We start from the raw sequence: 16,080 nt of genomic DNA, 5'->3' as shown, positions 1-16,080 counted from the left end.
TCATGAAGGCGAAGAAGAAGCCGCTGGACGAGAAATCGCCTGCCGATTTCGGCGCCGATATTGCGCCGCGCCTCAAGGTTCTGAAGACCGAAGAGCCGGGTGGCCGCAAGGCTGGCGTCAAGGTTGGTTCAGTCTCTGAACTGGTCGAGAAGCTCAAGGCTGACGGCATCATTTAAAGGCAAACCCGTGAGGCCCGTCTGCAAATGGCGTGTCGCTGCGCTTCCGGTGCTCACGTACCAAAAGTACGCTCCGCTCCGGTTCTCGTGCCCCACCATTTTCGCCAGAGCCTGACAGGTTTCCGACCGGATGAATTAAGGACAGAAACAATGGCTATTCTTCTTATTGCCGAACACGACAATGCAACCCTTTCGGACCAGACGGCAAAGGCGCTGTCCCGCTCGACGTCGTCCTCGCGCGAAACGAGCTTGTGAGCGATGGTCACGTCACCAAATAATGGCGCTCACCAAGGCGTCGTACCATCCGGTTCGGAAGCTGCCGCGGTTGTTTGGGAGGGGACGAGTTGCTCAAGAAAACCAGATTCTGACTCCCATTCAGATACCTGGAATCTGTGAGGCATTGAATCAGTTGAACCAATCCATGGCTTCATCACGCTCGTGAAGTGAGGCGGTGGAAACTTGGAGACGTGCCAATTATTCTCTTATATGCACGGCTGAAGGAGGCCTCGGAATCATAACCAAGTTTGTTGGCGATGGAGGCTACACGCTGTCCTTCACGTAGCCACTGATGGGCCTGCTGCATTCGCGTGCGTGCCACATAACGGGCTGGGGTTTCGCCTACGATATCGAGAAATCGCTGAGCAAAGCTTGATCGTGAAGCCCCCATAATGCGTGCCAATTCTTCTACCGACCATTGGCGAGCGGGGTCTAGATGAACAGCCGCAAGCACCCGACCAACTTCATGATTGCGTAACGCGGCCAGCCAGCCCGTTGCCTCACCGCATCCATGCTCGACCCAACTGCGTATCATCGTTGCGGTGAGAACGTCGGCCAACCGCGCTACGATCCCACACGCTCCAACGCGGTTCATTTCAGCCTCCCGCGCCATGCTTTCGAGTAGTGACGGAATAGAAGGTTCTTTGCTTGCAAAGTCGTTTGCGCGAATGAAGCCCGGCATTAGTTGAAGAAGCGGATGGAATCTGTTCAGATTGAATTTCATAACGGCAAAGAAAAGCAGATTCTGGCCGTCAGCGTTTGGGCATTCGACATTGACGATACCATCCACGCTTTTACTTGGGAAATCGCTGATAGGTACGGGTTTGATGCCGGGAGTACTGGCAATCACATGTGCATCTCCGCGCGGGAGGAGGACAGCGTCGCCAGGCTTCAGTTCATGCCAGTCTCCATCCGGCGATTGAATCCAGGCGGAACCCGATGCAAGAAAGTGAAATCGCGCCGGCTCTCCAGATGGAAACAGGGTAGCCCATGGAGCACATGGCTGGCAGCGGCCATATTCAACGCCGTCCAGTCTTATGCCACGCAAAATCTCCGTCAATGGATCCATCATAGCTCCGGCAGATTTGGACGAATTGTCATATAATTCGGATTTACTATCATAGAAACAACGAAGCGTCACTCCTATTTTCTGCCCAACATAGGAAATGGAGTTCGCCATGGACGTGAAGATCAACACGCGGGATGAATCCCAGGATGGGAGGAAGGAGGCGGCGTGGCCTGCTATTTTTTCGCTCTCTCTTGGCGTTTTCGGTCTCGTAACCGCCGAGTTCTTACCGGTTAGTCTGCTCACGCCGATCTCTGCCGATCTTGGTGTGAGTGTTGGAGCGGCGGGGCAGTCTATGACGATGACGGCGATTATCGCCGCATTTGCTGGGCCGGGCATCGTTATTGGGACGAAGCGCTTCGACAGACGCTATGTTCTTCTGAGCCTCACTTTCGCGCTGATCCTGTCCAGTCTTTTGTCGGCTTTCGCAAACAGTTTGACTGCACTTTATGTTGCAAGAATTCTGCTGGGCGTGGGGCTGGGTGGTTTCTGGGCAATGTCCCTTGCATTGGCGATGAGGCTAGCACCCAGTCAAATTCTGCCTCGAGCTATGGCTGTTATCATGACAGGCGTGTCTGTGGCTACGGTGTGCGCAGCGCCTTTGGGCGCTTGGATCGGAGCGACATTGGGGTGGCGCTATGCCTTTTTTGTTGCAGCAGCTATTGGCACGGTAACTTTCATCGTGCAGCTTTTGACAGTGCCGTCCCTGCCATCCTCCGGCAATGCCAGCATTCGTACACTCGTGGCGGTATTACGCCGTCCTATTATTCGGGTCGGCTTGATCACCATCCTTTTCGTCGTTGCCGGTCATTTTGCGAGTTTTACCTATATCCGGCCATTTTTGGAGAATGTGCCGCAATTCGGTATAGACTCCATTTCAGGGATATTGCTGGCATTTGGAATTGGTGGTTTCTTTGGAAATCTGCTGGGTGGTTTCATGTCTGAACGAAGCACCCGAATGTCTTTGGCTATTGCGGCTGCCAGCTTGTCACTGGCAACGATTGTGCTTTTCGTTTTTGGCTCCGTGCCCATTGTAGCCATTGTTGCAACGGTGATCTGGGGTATAGCATTTGGAGCGATACCGGTAAGTGCACAAAGTTTCACGACACGCGCCGCCGGTGATGAAGCGGAAAGCGCGGGCGCAATAATGCTGACGACATTTCAGATTGCGATATCGAGCGGTGCGGTTCTCGGCGGGTTGCTCGTCGATCTGCAAGGAGCCGCCGGAACTCTGCTATTCTCTGCTGTTGCAGCAATAGCTGGCGCAACTCTCATAGCCACAAGTGCCACCGCGAGGGTACAGATGGCCCGATAACTTTGTATACAAACAGGGTGGCTCATAAGTTTCGCAGCCACCCCTTCCATCTTGACCAACAATCTAATGGAAGGATTGGCAGTCAGCTGTAACCGCCTCCAACTCTTTCGACCTCGCCAAACCACCAGAATGCTCTATCCGAGAACGGAGTTGATGGCTGCTGCAATCGCAGAATCGCTTATGGGCTTTCGCACGATGGTTATGTCGCGGAGCTTTTCTGGAATGAGTACTCTGTCGCTATAGCCCGTGGTGAAAAGAAAAGGAATCTTCAGCTCGAGAAGTAATTCGGCGATATTCTCCGAAGTGCGGTCTCCCAGATTAAAATCAAGGATTGCAAGATTGGGCTTCGATCTTTCAATCATCGCCAAGGCCTCCGGAGCGCTAGAAGCAAGATTAATATGTTCTGCGCCGAATCTTCGTAAGGTGTTTTCCATATCAAGAGCGATCAGGCTCTGATCTTCGACAACCAAAATCTTAATTCCTTTTATTTGGACTTCCTCAACAAACCCTTTTTGAAGTTCGGGCTTTATCAACGCATCGTTCAATTGCGTCACATACACAGATGGAACAGAAAACTGTGCCTGAAGTCCATCCCGGTGGTACTCGATCTTGGCTTTCCCCCGGAGGTCGTACTCGAAAGAATTTCGAATTAGCTTGCTACCGAATCCCGTCTGTGAAGGCCAAGTAACGGATGGCCCTTCGGTCTCGCTCCAGAAAATCTCGCAGTCGCCGGAGGCTTGCAGTTTCCATTGGATCGTCAGGCGCCCCTCCGGAACTGAAAGCGCGCCATACTTCGCCGCATTTGTCATCATCTCGTGAAAGACCATGGCGATAACACCAAATGCGCGTTGATCGAGATGAATCGGTGGACCTTCTAGCGTTATGCGACCGGTAGCATCACCGTAAAGATTGACCTCCGTTTCGAGCAAATCTGCTAGCGAACCGCCATTTTTGCCGTCCAAAGACTGGTCGTGTGCCGATGCGAGCGCACGTAGCCGTCCTTCAAGTGTTTGAGCGTAGTCCGCAACATTTGCCGCGTTGGCCCCTGTCTGCAGCGCTATTGATTTCACAAGGGAAAGAATATTTTTCACACGGTGATTGAGTTCGGCGTTTAACACCCGGCGTCGTTGTTCGGTTTTCGCTCTTTCCTGTTCAGACAACTCATTTTGCCGAAGGATAACGTCGCGCAAATAGGTGCCAATCGACTGCGCTACCGAAAGGTCTGTCGCTGTCCAGGGTGTTGAACGTCCGCGAACTTCTTCTCGCCAGGTGTCGAAACTGCCTCGGGGAGTCAATCTTGGGCCGAAAGGCATTTCGACAGTGGTTTTCACCGGTTCGCCCGCCCATTCAATAGCGTGAGCCTCCTCGTTGCGGAACAAAACAAGATAATCATTAAACGCCATGGAAAGAGGTATTGCCAGCATGCCTGCAACGCTTCCGGCATAGTCGGTCAAATGGGCCCTGATTTCCTGGCTTGACCAAAGCTCGCGTGGCGATTCACGGCTCGCGATCTTGAGCAATTGGCGAGTTTGATGTTCGTTGAGTACGTCGCCACTTTGAAGCCACTGGCCATTCATCCATAATGCAGCACCGTTGCCCGCAACCAACTCGGAAAACCGGCTGAGTTGTTCCCCCAGACTGTCGCGAATTTCGTCACTGATGCTTAATTGGGATACGATCGCGTCGAGCTTTGTTCGTGCGTCCGCGGTGATCTGCAATGTTTTGCGTCTTTCACAATCGGCAATATGGAGCGAAAAATATTGTCCGAACAATTCGGCGCCTATTCGCAAGGGAAGTGGTGTGACTTTCGGACTGTCGTGATGGCAGGAAATCAGCCCCCATAATTCGCCATCGACGATAATCGAAATCGATAACGAAGCAGAGACGCCCATATTCCGCAGGTACTGGCAGTGGATTTGGGAAACGCTACGTAACTGTGCAAAGGACATATCGACCGCAGGTTCGTCCGCTTCGAGCGAAGGAATAAGCTCAATGGGCTGATAGGATGTGTCCGAAATCATCCTTATGGTGTTCATAACATAAAGACGGCGAGCCTGGACTGGTATATCCGACGCTGGAAAATGCTGCCCCATGAAGCTGCCAAGCGTAGGTGACTTTGCTTCTGCGATGACGCGACCAGCTCCGTTATGGAGAAATCGATACACCATCACGCGATCATAACCCAGCATGGCTCGCACGAGGCGCACGCCCGTTGCGGCAACTTTGTCGACCGTTTCCTCGCGACCAATGCGATGAATAACGCCGCGTGTGAGATCAAGCGCCTGACGAGCACTTTGCCCACGATCCGCGCAGGGCTCGATTTCGACGAAAGTTCTTCCCTTGTGCGTATGGATCACAGCGTCGAACAGCAGGGACTTGCCTGGAAAGCGCAGCCCAAGCACCACAGACGACAAGCCCGGTTCTTGAGCCTTGGCGGCTGCATTACGGAAATCATGGGCATTTTTCTCGCCAACAATAAAAGAAATGGCGGTACCAGGGATCAAATCTCCTCGATAGCCCGTTATGCTGGGAATATTAGCTGAAGCAAAAAGGAGTTTTTGGCCAGACTGATCCATGACAAGCATTGCGCCATGAGGCTGAATGGAACCCGGAATGTGAATTGGTTCGCGATCGCAATTGGTGAGATTGACGGGGTGGGACATATTCATTTCGGCAGAACTTTCCCGGACTTAACCGTTCGTGAGCGCACCTTCGGCAGGATTGCTCAATTACTTGAGAGCTGAAAACGGCAAGACGTAAAGACCGCTGACAAAAGAGAATATTTGTTGAGATGTAGTATCAACGATGAAGCATATAAACCAACCCATCATTTTCAATGGGTTACGTTAATTACGTCTAAAAGTAACATAGAGCGAAACGAACGTCCGTCCACTATTGGACACAACGGCCGGGAAAAGAGGAAATCGACTGTATGAATTTAACATCGACCCAAGAGATGTCGGGCAATTTACTGCTAATGATGCTCAGCGAGGAGGACCGACAAAAACTGCTGCCGCATACTGTCCTATATGAACTTGAAGCGGAGGCTGTTTTGCAGAAGGCGGGAGATGACGTTGTTCATACATGGTTTCCGTGCGGGTCTGCGCTGGCGAGTTTTCAGCGCTGGGTCGATGAAGACAATAGTGCCGTCGAAATCGCGCTGATCGGAAGGGAAGGGGCTGTGGGCGGTATTGTCTCGAACGGAAGTCTACCCGCCTATGCCACCGCCATCGTTCGTAACTCGGGAAGTTTTGTCAGGATCAAAACGGCTGCACTCGAACAGTTGAAGCTGGATTCCATTTCGCTTCGGCACTGGTTTGCGCGCTATTCTGATTGCCTGATGGCACAGGTATTTCAAACGGCTGCTTGTAACGCGACCCATACAATAACACAGCGAACTGCAAAATGGCTGCTAGCAGCAGCAGAACGGACCGGCACAGATCAATTTGAGATGACGCACGATCAGTTGTCAGAAATGCTAGGAGTTGGCAGGACTTTTGTAACGCGCATTATCGGTCAATTGCGTAATGAGGGCATTATTGCCACCAGACGCGGATTATTCATCATAAATGATAAGAGCGCTTTGAAGCGTAAATCCTGCAAATGTACGCAGGAAATCGAGGAGCATTACGACGCCGTCATGCACGGAATTTATTCATGACGATTTCCTCGTTCACCGCTTGAACTGCCCACCATCGAGAAAGCCCATCTGGCAATGTGAGCAAATCGATATTACGTAGTCTTTACGAGCGTAACGAACGATGGAAAACTTTTCTCATGACCCAGCACACTGTCCCGCAACGTCGTTGGGATTTGAAGGCCGCTACCGCTCCCCACCATGACCGAATTGACCGACTTGGTTCGTTATACGGCATGTTCGATTCATTGAACGCCTACAGGAAATATCTAAAAGCAACCTGGCACAGCAGGTTGATTCTTGAAACATCGCTGGATGACAGTGGATTGAAAGGAATATTCTCAGATTGGGATAAACATAAAATTCAATCTGAACTTCAACAGGATTATGCGGATCTGTCAGACGGGGAAGAACTGAAGAGACCGGAATTGAAGTGCGCCGCTGGAATGCCTGTTGATTTGCCTGCCGCGATTGGTACGCTGTACGTGCTCGAAGGTTCCGCATTGGGAGCCACACTTCTCATCCAAAAAGCTCGATTGCTTGGTCTTGGCGACGCGTATGGCGCGCGTCATTTAGCAAAACAGGTTGGAAATTTGGCTGGTTGGAAGAAGACGGTTTCTTTGCTGGAATCTGTGGCGCTCGACAATAAGGATGAAAAGCGGTGCATCGAGGCGGCGATTTACAGCTTTCGTACGTTTGAGATCAATTACGAGAAAGCGTTTGGTGAACGATAAGATTACCCTCAGGATTGGAGCGTTCATCGGCGTAGTGGATGCCTATTCGATTGCCAGAAACAATATTCTCACCACAATAGGGTCGCTACTGGTCACCACCCATTTGAAATCTGCGTGATCCAAACTAAATTTGTCTGCGTATAATGCTGCTGAAAACAGAAGTTTCTTTCCTCTCGCAACAGTGGCACATGAAAGCTCAGCATAATTTCCAGGTTCTGGCTTCGCTCCATCTGAGCGTACGAGGTTTAATGCGGATGAATGAACAGACGGCATCTGAAAATCAGCCCTCGATGGAGGAATTGATGCTGGCGGTCAGTTCCCGACGCGACGTAGACGCATTCGAGGTAATTTTCAAGCATTTCGCACCTCGGGTGAAGGCCTATATGGCCAAACTGTCTGCCGATACGCAAACAGCGGAAGAATTGATGCAAGAGACAATGATTGTGGTCTGGAACAAGGCAGATCAGTTCGATTTTTCCAAGGGTGCCTTGTCGACATGGATTTTTACCATCGCGCGTAACCAGCGCATTGATGCTGTGCGTCGGGCCCGTCGCCCGGAATTCGACCCAAACGATCCGGCGTTTGTGCCCGATGAGGAACAGCCAGCCGATGTCCGGATTGCCGAGCGGCAATCCGCCAGCCAGTTGCGCGCGGCAATGGCTGACTTACCGAAAGAACAATGCACCCTGCTTGAACTTGCTTATTTCGAGGAAAGCACCCATAGCGCCATTGCAAAGAAGCTTAATCTGCCGCTTGGCACGGTTAAATCCCGCCTGCGTCTGGCATTCAGCAAATTGCGCGCAGCGCTCGATAATGCGGGGGCGCACTGATGGAAATGGATATCAAACATCATCTGAGCGACGAACTCCTTTCGAACTATGCCGCTGGAGCACTGGCAGAAGGTTGGAGCATCGCTGTCGCCACGCATCTTGCGCTCTGCCCGGCCTGTCGTTCAAGGCTCAAACAGTTTGAACACATAGGCGGGCAGCTTCTTGAAATGGTTGAGCCGCAGAAGCTCGATGCAGGCACGTGGGACAGTTTCAAAGACAAGCTGCAGAAAGTGCCGCAATCTGGTGCACGTTCGGTACCGCACACCGAGGCAGAACTGCCTGTTGTGATACCGGAACCTCTGCGATCCTATGTCGGTGGAGACCTGCCGGATCTGAAATGGAAATCGCTTGGTCGGGGTGCCTATCAGGTGCCAATCGAAACGCGCGATAGCGAAACCCGAGTTCGTCTTTTGCGAATTCCAGCGGGTAAGCCAGTGCCCGAGCATGGGCACGGCGGTCGTGAACTGACATTGGTGTTGAGCGGCAGTTTCCATGATGGAACCGGGCTCTTTGCGCGCGGTGACATTGAGGAAGCGGATGCTGATCTCGTGCATCAGCCGATTGCCTCATCGGGTGGCGACTGCATCTGTCTTGCGGTGACTGACGCCCCGCTCAAATTCCAGAGCTGGCTTATGAGGCTCGTGCAACCATTGATTGGCATCTAAAGGAAAGGCGGCAAATATGCCGCCTTTCTAGTTCAAAACGACGATAGCCGCATTCAACGCGGTCGCAAGCGATAGCCATATCAGATAAGGCATAAATAGCAGTGCCGACATGCGATCTGGTTGCCATGCGCGAATGATAAACAGAAGCACGCAAAGCCAGACGCCGATGATGACGACTAGCCCCAATAGGGTCATGTGAGCGCCAAAGAAAATCGGCGTCCACATGAAATTCAATATCATCTGACCAAACCATGGTCCGCGCCGGTGCCACCCACTATCACTTACCCATGTGCGCCAGCCTGCGATAGCAATGAAGATATAAAGTATCGTCCAGATGGGGCCGAAGGCTGCATTCGGTGGGGTAAACCACGGCTTTTGAAGTGATGCATACCATTCGCCCGGCGGGAAACCGATACCGATTGCCATTCCTACAACAATGATGACGAGGACGAACACGGCCAGAAGACCCAGTTTTTGCATAGGTTTATTCCAGTCTATCCAGTAATCCGCGACGTAACCCAATAGCCAATATAGGCTGACACTGCAGACAGGACAGTGCCCCACATGAGGTCTGTAATCGTCAGCGTCCACGACCAGTTTTTCAACGTGGCCTGATTGGTCAGGTCATAAGTCGCATAGGCGACAAACCCCAGCAGCGCCCCGTGAATGAGCGTGACTGTGCCACTGCCAGCCAGAAGTGCTGGCTTGACCGCAAAGAAAACCAGCCCGAACACGAAGATCAAATAGAAAATTATAGCCGGTGCGAGTCGAAAATTCGGGGCAAGCATGTCGCCCATGACAGGACGGTAAAACCCGTTCGCCATATTGGATAGCCACACGGAGTCGATTGCCAGGAATGCAACCGCTGTCACCACATAGGCTATGAGATAATCTTTCATCGATAGCTCACTCTCTTATTTGATGCGGGTCCAGCCCACATTGCGACAAAGAAGGCCAGCCAGAACGCAGCCACTGCTCGACATAGTATCACCGTCGACTTTCACGCGGATCTTGTAGGTCAGGTTGCGTTGCGGGTCGAAAGCTGTGCCTGAATATTGTCCGTCCGCAGTTTCGTTGATGCTCATCACCAGCCGGTCGCCGGTTTTCTCTTTTGGTGTTCCGGGCTTGATCCAGATATTGGTGGCACAGATATCCTTGCCGCATTCGGCAATTTTTACACGCGCGTTGCCATCCCCACGCGCCCAGTTGCCATTGATCTCAGTCGACAGCGCCGAGAACGGAAACATCACCGTCATCATGCTGATTGTCAGTATCCATTTCATCGACGCCTCCTCGGTCCGTTGAGTCTAAGCGTGTTCAATCGTGTAAAGCCCGACATTGATCGCACCTTCGTCAAACCCACCTTCGCAATAGCAAAGGTAATATTCCCAAAGCCGCCGGAATTTATCGTCAAAGCCAAGCTGTTCGATCTCGGGCCAGTTGGAGATGAAGCGCTGACGCCATTCGGCAAGCGTGAGCGCGTAGGAATGGCCGAAATGCTCGGTTTCCTTTAAAACGAGACCGGCTTTTAAAACTTCGCGTTCCAGCACCTTGTCGGATGGCAAAAAGCCGCCTGGAAAGACGAACTTCTGAATGAAATCCGCTTTGCGGCGATAGTTTTCGTAGCGCGTTTCTTCTATCGAAATGACTTGTAGGACAGCTCGACCGCCGGGCTTGAGACAGCGCTTCAGGGTTGCGAAATAATCCGGCCAATAGGCTTCGCCGACTGCCTCAAACATTTCGATTGATACAATGCGGTCGAACTGGCCCTGAACATCGCGGTAGTCCTGCAAGTGGAGATCGACGACTCCGCTTTGGTCTGCGTTTTCAACGGCGGCTTTTGCCCAGGTCAGCTGCGACGGCGACAGGGTTATTCCTGTCACATGCGTGTCACGATATGCTGCAAGATAGCCCGCCAGAGCGCCCCAGCCGCAACCGATTTCGAGAATTTTTTCGCCGCCTTCAAGCGCCAGTTTTTCTGCAATCCACTGCAATTTCTGCTCCTGCGCACTCTCAAGGCTATGTGTCGTCTCATTCCAGAGCGCAGAGGAATAAAGCATCGAAGCGTCAAGCCACTGGGCATAGAAATCATTGCCGAGATCGTAATGGGCTTCGATGTTGCGCCGGCTGCCGCGGCGCGTATTCGCGTTGAGCAGATGGCTGATCCGGTTCAGCGTTCGCATCCAGCCCGACCCGCGCAATGTAGAGGTCAGCGTCTCGCGATTGCGCACCGCAAAACGGATGACCGATGTGAGATGGGGCGATGTCCATTCGCCTTCGATATAGGATTGCGCAAAGCCTATATCTCCGCCCGTCAGCAGGCGACGCAGGCTGTTCCACTTGGCAATCGTGACTCTGGCCTCCGGTCCAGGCAATGGACCATTAACAGCAATGACCTCACCGCCGGGCAGCGAAAGCACCAATCGCCCATGCTGAACCTGCTTCAGCAGTCGTTTCAACACGATAGCCGAAGGGCTGAAAGCTGGTCGTTCAGTCCGGCTTGATGCCGATAGTTGATGATATTCGTCGAGCTGGCTCATGCGGCCTTGTTCCTCTGCTGGGCGGTCTCGTTACGAACAGATGTGATGGAAATCTCTGGCGCTGCGGGTCGTTTGCGTAAACCAATGCCCTTCAACCAGATTTTCAGCGCCTCCCAGTGAATGCCGCCAATCACTTTCAAGGTGAGAAACGGAATCGAAAAAAAGGCGCGCAGCAAGGCGGCGTCGCTCAACTCGACCCGGCGCGCCAGATGGCGGGCCGTCATAAGCAGGCCTTCGTCATCAAAGCTCTTGATGCAGATGGAAAGCCTGTCCGCAGATGGCGTGACTTCAAACTCGTATCGCAACTTCATATCCATGAAGGGTGAAACGTAGAAAGCCTTGTCGCAGCTTTGCACGATGCGTCGGTTCTCGCAGTTCTCGACCGGGATCATGTAGCCATGGCGTTGGCGGAAAGTGTTATCAACTTCCCAGAGGATCGCCACAAGTTCGCCGTCGCGCTTATAGCAGAAGAAAACACTGAGCGGATTGAAAGCCCAGCCCAGAATACGCGGCATTGTGAGCATGCGGATCGCACCGCCATCAGGTACTATTCCGGCAGCCTCCATGGCACGTTCTAGCTGTTCGCGCAGCGGCACGGCCGATCCATCTCCTCTATCTTTCCTGTAGAAAGAAAACAGATTAAAACGGTCGATCGAAAACAGCTTCAGTTTGCGATCAAGCGCGTCCAGCTCGTCGAGATCGAGCAGGAGCGAGTAGATTCTATAGGCCAGCTTGTGCACCTTCGGTCGCAAACGCGCATGGGTAACATGACCGGGAAAAAGTGCCGAATGGAAGCTGTCTGTCATGCCAGCGCCCCTTCGCGGATGGGCAAAGTCTGGCGAACGATGCGACCACTTTCCTGCTCGACCTGCCATGGACGGCGCACACCACCCAGATCTTCTGCGACTGCGAGACCTGCCTGAAGCCCGTCCTCATGAAAGCCGGAGCCGAAATGCGCGCCACAAAACCATGTCCGGCGCTGCCCTTGCAGTGACCAGATTTCCTTCTGCGCACGTTCCGTTGCCATATCGAAGATCGGGTGTTCATAGATCTCGCGACGGATCACCAACTCCTCGCGCGGCGCGCGACACGGATTGAGCGTCACAAAAGTGTCAGGCGCGTGGCCCAACCGTTGCAGGCGGTTCATCCAATAAGTAATGGATGGCTGCGTCGGACCTGTGGTTGTATTGGTGAGGTAGTTCCAGCTCGACCACGCCGTACGGCGTTTGGGCATGAGCGACACATCGCCATGCAACACCGCTTCATTACGCGAATAGTGAAAAGCGCTGAGAATGCGGCTTTCATCCGCGCTTGGGTCGGCTAACATTCGCAAGGCCTGATCAGCATGAGTAGCGATCACAACATCGTCGAAGGTATGGGAAATGCCGTTGTTATCCGTCAACTCGACAGAATTTTTGGTGCGTTGCACGGATTTGATCGGAGTCGAAAGCCGGATACGGTCTGCATAATGTTTGGTAATACGTCTTATATATTCCCGACTACCGCCGGATACCGTACGCCAGATTGGTCTGTCACGAAGAGCCAAAAGGCCGTGATTACTGCAGAAGCGAACGAAGCTTGCAGCGGGATAGCGGCCCACTTCCAAGGCAGGTGTGGACCAGATCGCCGCCGCCATCGGATAAAGATGATCTTCCCGGAAGGCCTGACTATAACCATGGCGTGCAAGATAATCATCAAGCGAAATACCACCCATGATGCTCAAATCTCTCGGCGCATTACGATAAAAACGCAAGAGGTCGCGGATCATCGTCCAGAAACGCGGACTGACGAGATTGGAGCGCTGGGCAAACAGACCGAGACTGGTTCCGCCTGAATATTCATAAGCGCCGTTTCCGATTGAAACGGCAAACGACATGTTTGACGACACAGTCGGAACTTCAAGCGTACGAAACAACGCAGTCAGATTGGGGTAGGTCACTTCATTATAGACAATGAACCCGGTATCTACCGCCACTGGATCGCGGCTGCTCTCAAACTCCACGGTATTGCTATGCCCGCCGATGCGATCCGACGCTTCAAACACAGTTACATCATGGCGTTGCGAAAGCAGCCATGCGGCGGACAGTCCGGAAATGCCGCTACCGATAATCGCGATCCGTTTCGTTCTTCCCGGTTGGTTCGTGATATCCATAATCCCTCACTCTGCAGCTTCTATGCTGCATTTCAGTGTCTTACGTGGAGAAAGGGAAGTTGGATCTATACGCTTATGAACTTTTTACATTTTTTGATCTCTTACGAAACCAGACGGCAGGACCGAACGTATTGCTTGAAGAAAACGTGAACTTTCGGCTAAAGGTCCATTATGCAACCCGGTCTGTTTTTTATTGTTGCCGTCAGTCTGTCTGCCATCATGGCATTTGCCTGGGCGCTTGAACGAGGCACGGGCCGAAGCGGCTGGATCGACGCCATCTGGTCGTATTCGGTGGGCGTGGGCTCGGTCATAGCCGTGGTATTTGCAGACGCGACGTGGCAACGACGTTCAGCGATCCTGATCCTAATTCTGGTGTGGTCGCTGCGCCTTGGCTTTCACATCGCCAAGCGAAGCGCGAGACATGGTGAAGATCCGCGTTATGCAACGCTGATAAAAGAATGGGGTGAGAACGCTGCCTCGCGCCTTTTCTGGTTTTTGCAGATACAGGCGCTCGCTGCCTTCATTCTGGTTCTGGCAGTCTATCTCGCAACTGTAAGTCGCCCCGGTTTTCTATATTCGTGGGATATAATCGCGATTGGAGTCATCGTAATAGCGCTCGCAGGTGAAGCGTTGTCAGACGCCCAGCTTGCGCAGTTTCGTAAAAGGCCCGAAGCCAAAACTGAAATTTGCGAAACCGGCCTTTGGGCTTATTCCAGACATCCAAACTATTTCTTCGAGTGGCTGTTCTGGTGTGTGTGGCCCTTATTGGGGATCACCACATCGCCGTGGAGCTGGTTATCGCTGCTCGCTCCTATCCAGATGTACTGGCTGCTGGTTCACGTCTCCGGTATCCCGCCGCTTGAAGAACACATGCTGAAATCGCGCGGCGAAAAATTCCGCGCCCTGCAACGTCGCGTAAATGCATTTTTCCCTGGGGTGGGGAAAAGTCCCGGAAGATCAAGGGCCTCAACGTGATTAAGCCGGCATATGCAGGTCAATGTAGAAGAGATCGCTCCTCTGAGCGACACGTTCACGAAACATGTTGCATTTGAATGTCAAAGAATACGTCCTGCACCTGTTAGATAAGGATCACTGAATGACCGCGAAAGCGCTTGTCTGGTTACGTAACGATTTGCGCATTGCCGACAATCCCGCCCTTTATGCAGCCATTAGGCTCGGCGGCACGATCACGGCCCTTTTTGTGCATGAAACCAATCCGCATTTACGTGTTTCCGGCAGTGCTAGCCGTTGGTGGCTGGAACAGAGCCTGAACGTGCTCGAAAGAAGCTTGAATGATTGCAATGTGGAATTGATTGTTGCCGATGGCGAAGCGCACAGTATCATCGGACAACTTGTTGATGAGAACAGCTTTGATACCGTTTTCTGGAACCGGCGTTATGCTCCTCAGGAGCGGGAAGTCGATGCGCTCATCAAATCCTCCTTAAAGGACAAGGGACTGCACGTAGAGTCTTTTGCGGGCAATCTACTGGCGGAGCCATGGGAGATAAAAACTGGCAACGGTGGCCCCTATCAAGTTTTCACACCATATGCCAAATCTCTGCGCCAGCACGGGGTTAGCAGACCGCTACCGTCACCACAGGGAAGGGTCGAGACATCGACTGTCAAACACAAGCCCAAAAGGGAGGCTTACAAGGAAGCCTTGTGGGCAAGAAAGATGAACGGTCTTTGGAAGATAGGCGAAGCGGCTGCCATCGACCAGCTATATCATTTCCTGGATGTGACTATTCGCAACTATGCCGGGGATCGTGATCGTCCCGACGTTGAAGGCACATCAAAACTGTCGCCCCATTTTCGTTTTGGCGAAATCAGTCCAAGGCAAGCATGGCATACGACGCTATCGCGTATGGATCAAGATCAGACTGCCCGCGCTGGTGGTGAGAAATTTCTTTCTGAGCTAATCTGGCGCGATTTCCATTATCATCAGCTTTATTATCGTCCGGATATTGCAGAAAACGACATGCGCGACACGCTGGCCGATATCCGATGGCATTGCGATCCCGAAGCGATTGACTCTTGGAAGAAAGGCAAAACCGGTATTCCGTTGATTGATGCCGGTATGCGCCAGCTTTGGGCGACGGGTTGGATGCACAATCGCGTAAGAATGCTGGTGGCATCGGTCTTAAGCAAGAACATGCAGATCAATTGGCGTGTAGGCGAGAAATGGTTCTGGGATACGTTGGTGGACGCAGATATAGCCAGCAATCCGGGGAGCTGGCAGTGGGTGGCTGGTTGTGGCATGGATGCCGCGCCTTACTTTCGTGTGTTTAACCCTGTCTTGCAAGGCGACAAGTTCGATACGAATGGCGCCTATGTACGCAAATGGGTGCCCGAGATTGCAGCACTACCGGATCGTTGGATCCATAAACCGTTTGCAGCTCCAGAGGCGGTTCTGCGAGAGGCAGGGATTGTTCTTGGGAAAACCTATCCGCTCCCCATCTTCTCCGCACCTAAAGCTTGCTAGCACTTTAACTTCTGCCCAAAATTGACGATACTTTGAACTGTACAATACGTATCGCTTCGTTGCCCAAGTCTGCTACGGAGCGACGAAAAGCTTTAACCAAAAGCAGTTTGTCCGGGCATGACTGCCGCATAAATACGACACCTGCCGTATATCATTCTGTTTTAGCAATGACTAATCCTCTCTGCGATTGGAACATGGGGAGGAACC

16 protein-coding genes and 1 pseudogene are annotated in these 16,080 nt (G+C 52.4%); 9 read left to right on the top strand and 8 right to left on the bottom strand.

Annotation, left to right across the window (positions count from 1 at the left end; translation table 11 throughout):
* Window positions 1-176, top strand: a pseudogene (locus tag JAU75_RS22430) (electron transfer flavoprotein subunit beta/FixA family protein); the annotation flags it as partial.
* Between the two features lie 430 nt (window positions 177-606).
* Here JAU75_RS22430 and JAU75_RS22425 read toward each other — a convergent pair.
* Window positions 607-1,524 carry an AraC family transcriptional regulator gene (locus JAU75_RS22425; RefSeq protein ID WP_199058711.1) on the bottom strand — a complete coding sequence of 306 codons (918 nt, stop codon included), beginning with the start codon at window positions 1,522-1,524 and terminating at the stop codon, window positions 607-609.
* Between the two features lie 106 nt (window positions 1,525-1,630).
* Here JAU75_RS22425 and JAU75_RS22420 point away from each other — a divergent pair, with 106 nt between their 5' ends.
* The gene (locus tag JAU75_RS22420) at window positions 1,631-2,833 is read left to right on the top strand and encodes an MFS transporter (protein WP_199058707.1); all 1,203 of its coding nucleotides are present in this window, start codon (window positions 1,631-1,633) and stop codon (window positions 2,831-2,833) included.
* 134 nt (window positions 2,834-2,967) lie between these two features.
* On the opposite strand, the gene JAU75_RS22415 is transcribed toward JAU75_RS22420, so the two are convergent.
* Window positions 2,968-5,502 (bottom strand): HWE histidine kinase domain-containing protein, encoded by a 2,535-nt coding sequence (locus tag JAU75_RS22415; RefSeq protein WP_199058706.1) that lies wholly within the window; start codon window positions 5,500-5,502, stop codon window positions 2,968-2,970.
* Between the two features lie 263 nt (window positions 5,503-5,765).
* On the opposite strand from JAU75_RS22415, the gene JAU75_RS22410 reads away from it, so the two are divergent.
* The 5 genes from JAU75_RS22410 (at window position 5,766) to JAU75_RS22395 (ending at window position 8,699) form a co-directional block, all read left to right on the top strand.
* Window positions 5,766-6,494, top strand: a complete 729-nt coding sequence (locus tag JAU75_RS22410; RefSeq protein ID WP_199058705.1) for a Crp/Fnr family transcriptional regulator — start codon at window positions 5,766-5,768, stop codon at window positions 6,492-6,494.
* Window positions 6,495-6,610: 116 nt separating this feature from the next.
* Window positions 6,611-7,204: a biliverdin-producing heme oxygenase gene (locus tag JAU75_RS22405; protein WP_199058704.1), complete on the top strand. Its 594-nt coding sequence runs from the start codon at window positions 6,611-6,613 to the stop codon at window positions 7,202-7,204.
* A complete protein-coding gene (locus JAU75_RS24320) occupies window positions 7,194-7,322 on the top strand; it encodes a hypothetical protein (RefSeq protein WP_371836233.1) in 129 nt (42 codons plus the stop codon). Before JAU75_RS22405 ends, JAU75_RS24320 begins: the two co-directional genes overlap by 11 nt.
* A 172-nt stretch (window positions 7,323-7,494) precedes the next feature.
* Window positions 7,495-8,034 carry a sigma-70 family RNA polymerase sigma factor gene (locus tag JAU75_RS22400; protein WP_199058710.1) on the top strand — a complete coding sequence of 180 codons (540 nt, stop codon included), beginning with the start codon at window positions 7,495-7,497 and terminating at the stop codon, window positions 8,032-8,034.
* Window positions 8,035-8,039: 5 nt separating this feature from the next.
* A complete protein-coding gene (locus tag JAU75_RS22395) occupies window positions 8,040-8,699 on the top strand; it encodes a ChrR family anti-sigma-E factor (RefSeq protein ID WP_199058709.1) in 660 nt (219 codons plus the stop codon).
* A 27-nt stretch (window positions 8,700-8,726) separates the two neighbouring features.
* Here the strand turns inward: JAU75_RS22395 and JAU75_RS22390 are convergent, their stop codons facing one another.
* Genes JAU75_RS22390 through JAU75_RS22365 form a run of 6 tightly spaced genes read right to left on the bottom strand, consistent with a single transcriptional unit; the run spans window position 8,727 to window position 13,391 of the window.
* Window positions 8,727-9,179, bottom strand: a complete 453-nt coding sequence (locus JAU75_RS22390; protein WP_199058703.1) for a TspO/MBR family protein — start codon at window positions 9,177-9,179, stop codon at window positions 8,727-8,729.
* A 14-nt stretch (window positions 9,180-9,193) separates the two neighbouring features.
* A complete protein-coding gene (locus JAU75_RS22385) occupies window positions 9,194-9,598 on the bottom strand; it encodes a DUF2177 family protein (protein ID WP_199058702.1) in 405 nt (134 codons plus the stop codon).
* Between the two features lie 15 nt (window positions 9,599-9,613).
* Window positions 9,614-9,982 (bottom strand): DUF2147 domain-containing protein, encoded by a 369-nt coding sequence (locus tag JAU75_RS22380; protein WP_199058701.1) that lies wholly within the window; start codon window positions 9,980-9,982, stop codon window positions 9,614-9,616.
* Between the two features lie 24 nt (window positions 9,983-10,006).
* Window positions 10,007-11,239: a cyclopropane-fatty-acyl-phospholipid synthase family protein gene (locus JAU75_RS22375; protein WP_199058700.1), complete on the bottom strand. Its 1,233-nt coding sequence runs from the start codon at window positions 11,237-11,239 to the stop codon at window positions 10,007-10,009.
* Entirely contained in the window at window positions 11,236-12,045 is an 810-nt protein-coding gene (locus JAU75_RS22370; RefSeq protein ID WP_199058699.1) for a DUF1365 family protein, read from the bottom strand. The genes JAU75_RS22375 and JAU75_RS22370 overlap by 4 nt, the downstream gene beginning before the upstream one ends.
* Window positions 12,042-13,391, bottom strand: coding sequence for an NAD(P)/FAD-dependent oxidoreductase (locus JAU75_RS22365; RefSeq protein ID WP_199058698.1), 1,350 nt, complete (start codon window positions 13,389-13,391; stop codon window positions 12,042-12,044). Before JAU75_RS22365 ends, JAU75_RS22370 begins: the two co-directional genes overlap by 4 nt.
* A 171-nt stretch (window positions 13,392-13,562) precedes the next feature.
* Here JAU75_RS22365 and JAU75_RS22360 point away from each other — a divergent pair, with 171 nt between their 5' ends.
* Together JAU75_RS22360 and JAU75_RS22355 are read left to right on the top strand one after the other, a co-directional pair.
* Window positions 13,563-14,366: a DUF1295 domain-containing protein gene (locus JAU75_RS22360; RefSeq protein ID WP_199058697.1), complete on the top strand. Its 804-nt coding sequence runs from the start codon at window positions 13,563-13,565 to the stop codon at window positions 14,364-14,366.
* Between the two features lie 121 nt (window positions 14,367-14,487).
* Entirely contained in the window at window positions 14,488-15,873 is a 1,386-nt protein-coding gene (locus tag JAU75_RS22355) for a deoxyribodipyrimidine photo-lyase (protein ID WP_199058696.1), read from the top strand.
* Window positions 15,874-16,080: the final 207 nt, after the last annotated feature.

Source organism: Ochrobactrum sp. Q0168 (assembly GCF_016427605.1).
GTDB lineage: Bacteria > Pseudomonadota > Alphaproteobacteria > Rhizobiales > Rhizobiaceae > Brucella.
Note: the sequence above shows the minus strand (reverse complement) of the source record. Positions and strands in the feature narration are given on the sequence as shown.

Coding starts and splice junctions, on each gene's coding strand:
- JAU75_RS22425 (WP_199058711.1), bottom strand. CDS start 1,524: ATGATGGATCCATTGACGGAGATTTTGCGTGGCATAAGACTGGACGGC.
- JAU75_RS22420 (WP_199058707.1), top strand. CDS start 1,631: ATGGACGTGAAGATCAACACGCGGGATGAATCCCAGGATGGGAGGAAG.
- JAU75_RS22415 (WP_199058706.1), bottom strand. CDS start 5,502: ATGAATATGTCCCACCCCGTCAATCTCACCAATTGCGATCGCGAACCA.
- JAU75_RS22410 (WP_199058705.1), top strand. CDS start 5,766: ATGAATTTAACATCGACCCAAGAGATGTCGGGCAATTTACTGCTAATG.
- JAU75_RS22405 (WP_199058704.1), top strand. CDS start 6,611: ATGACCCAGCACACTGTCCCGCAACGTCGTTGGGATTTGAAGGCCGCT.
- JAU75_RS22400 (WP_199058710.1), top strand. CDS start 7,495: ATGGAGGAATTGATGCTGGCGGTCAGTTCCCGACGCGACGTAGACGCA.
- JAU75_RS22395 (WP_199058709.1), top strand. CDS start 8,040: ATGGATATCAAACATCATCTGAGCGACGAACTCCTTTCGAACTATGCC.
- JAU75_RS22390 (WP_199058703.1), bottom strand. CDS start 9,179: ATGCAAAAACTGGGTCTTCTGGCCGTGTTCGTCCTCGTCATCATTGTT.
- JAU75_RS22385 (WP_199058702.1), bottom strand. CDS start 9,598: ATGAAAGATTATCTCATAGCCTATGTGGTGACAGCGGTTGCATTCCTG.
- JAU75_RS22380 (WP_199058701.1), bottom strand. CDS start 9,982: ATGAAATGGATACTGACAATCAGCATGATGACGGTGATGTTTCCGTTC.
- JAU75_RS22375 (WP_199058700.1), bottom strand. CDS start 11,239: ATGAGCCAGCTCGACGAATATCATCAACTATCGGCATCAAGCCGGACT.
- JAU75_RS22370 (WP_199058699.1), bottom strand. CDS start 12,045: ATGACAGACAGCTTCCATTCGGCACTTTTTCCCGGTCATGTTACCCAT.
- JAU75_RS22365 (WP_199058698.1), bottom strand. CDS start 13,391: ATGGATATCACGAACCAACCGGGAAGAACGAAACGGATCGCGATTATC.
- JAU75_RS22360 (WP_199058697.1), top strand. CDS start 13,563: ATGCAACCCGGTCTGTTTTTTATTGTTGCCGTCAGTCTGTCTGCCATC.
- JAU75_RS22355 (WP_199058696.1), top strand. CDS start 14,488: ATGACCGCGAAAGCGCTTGTCTGGTTACGTAACGATTTGCGCATTGCC.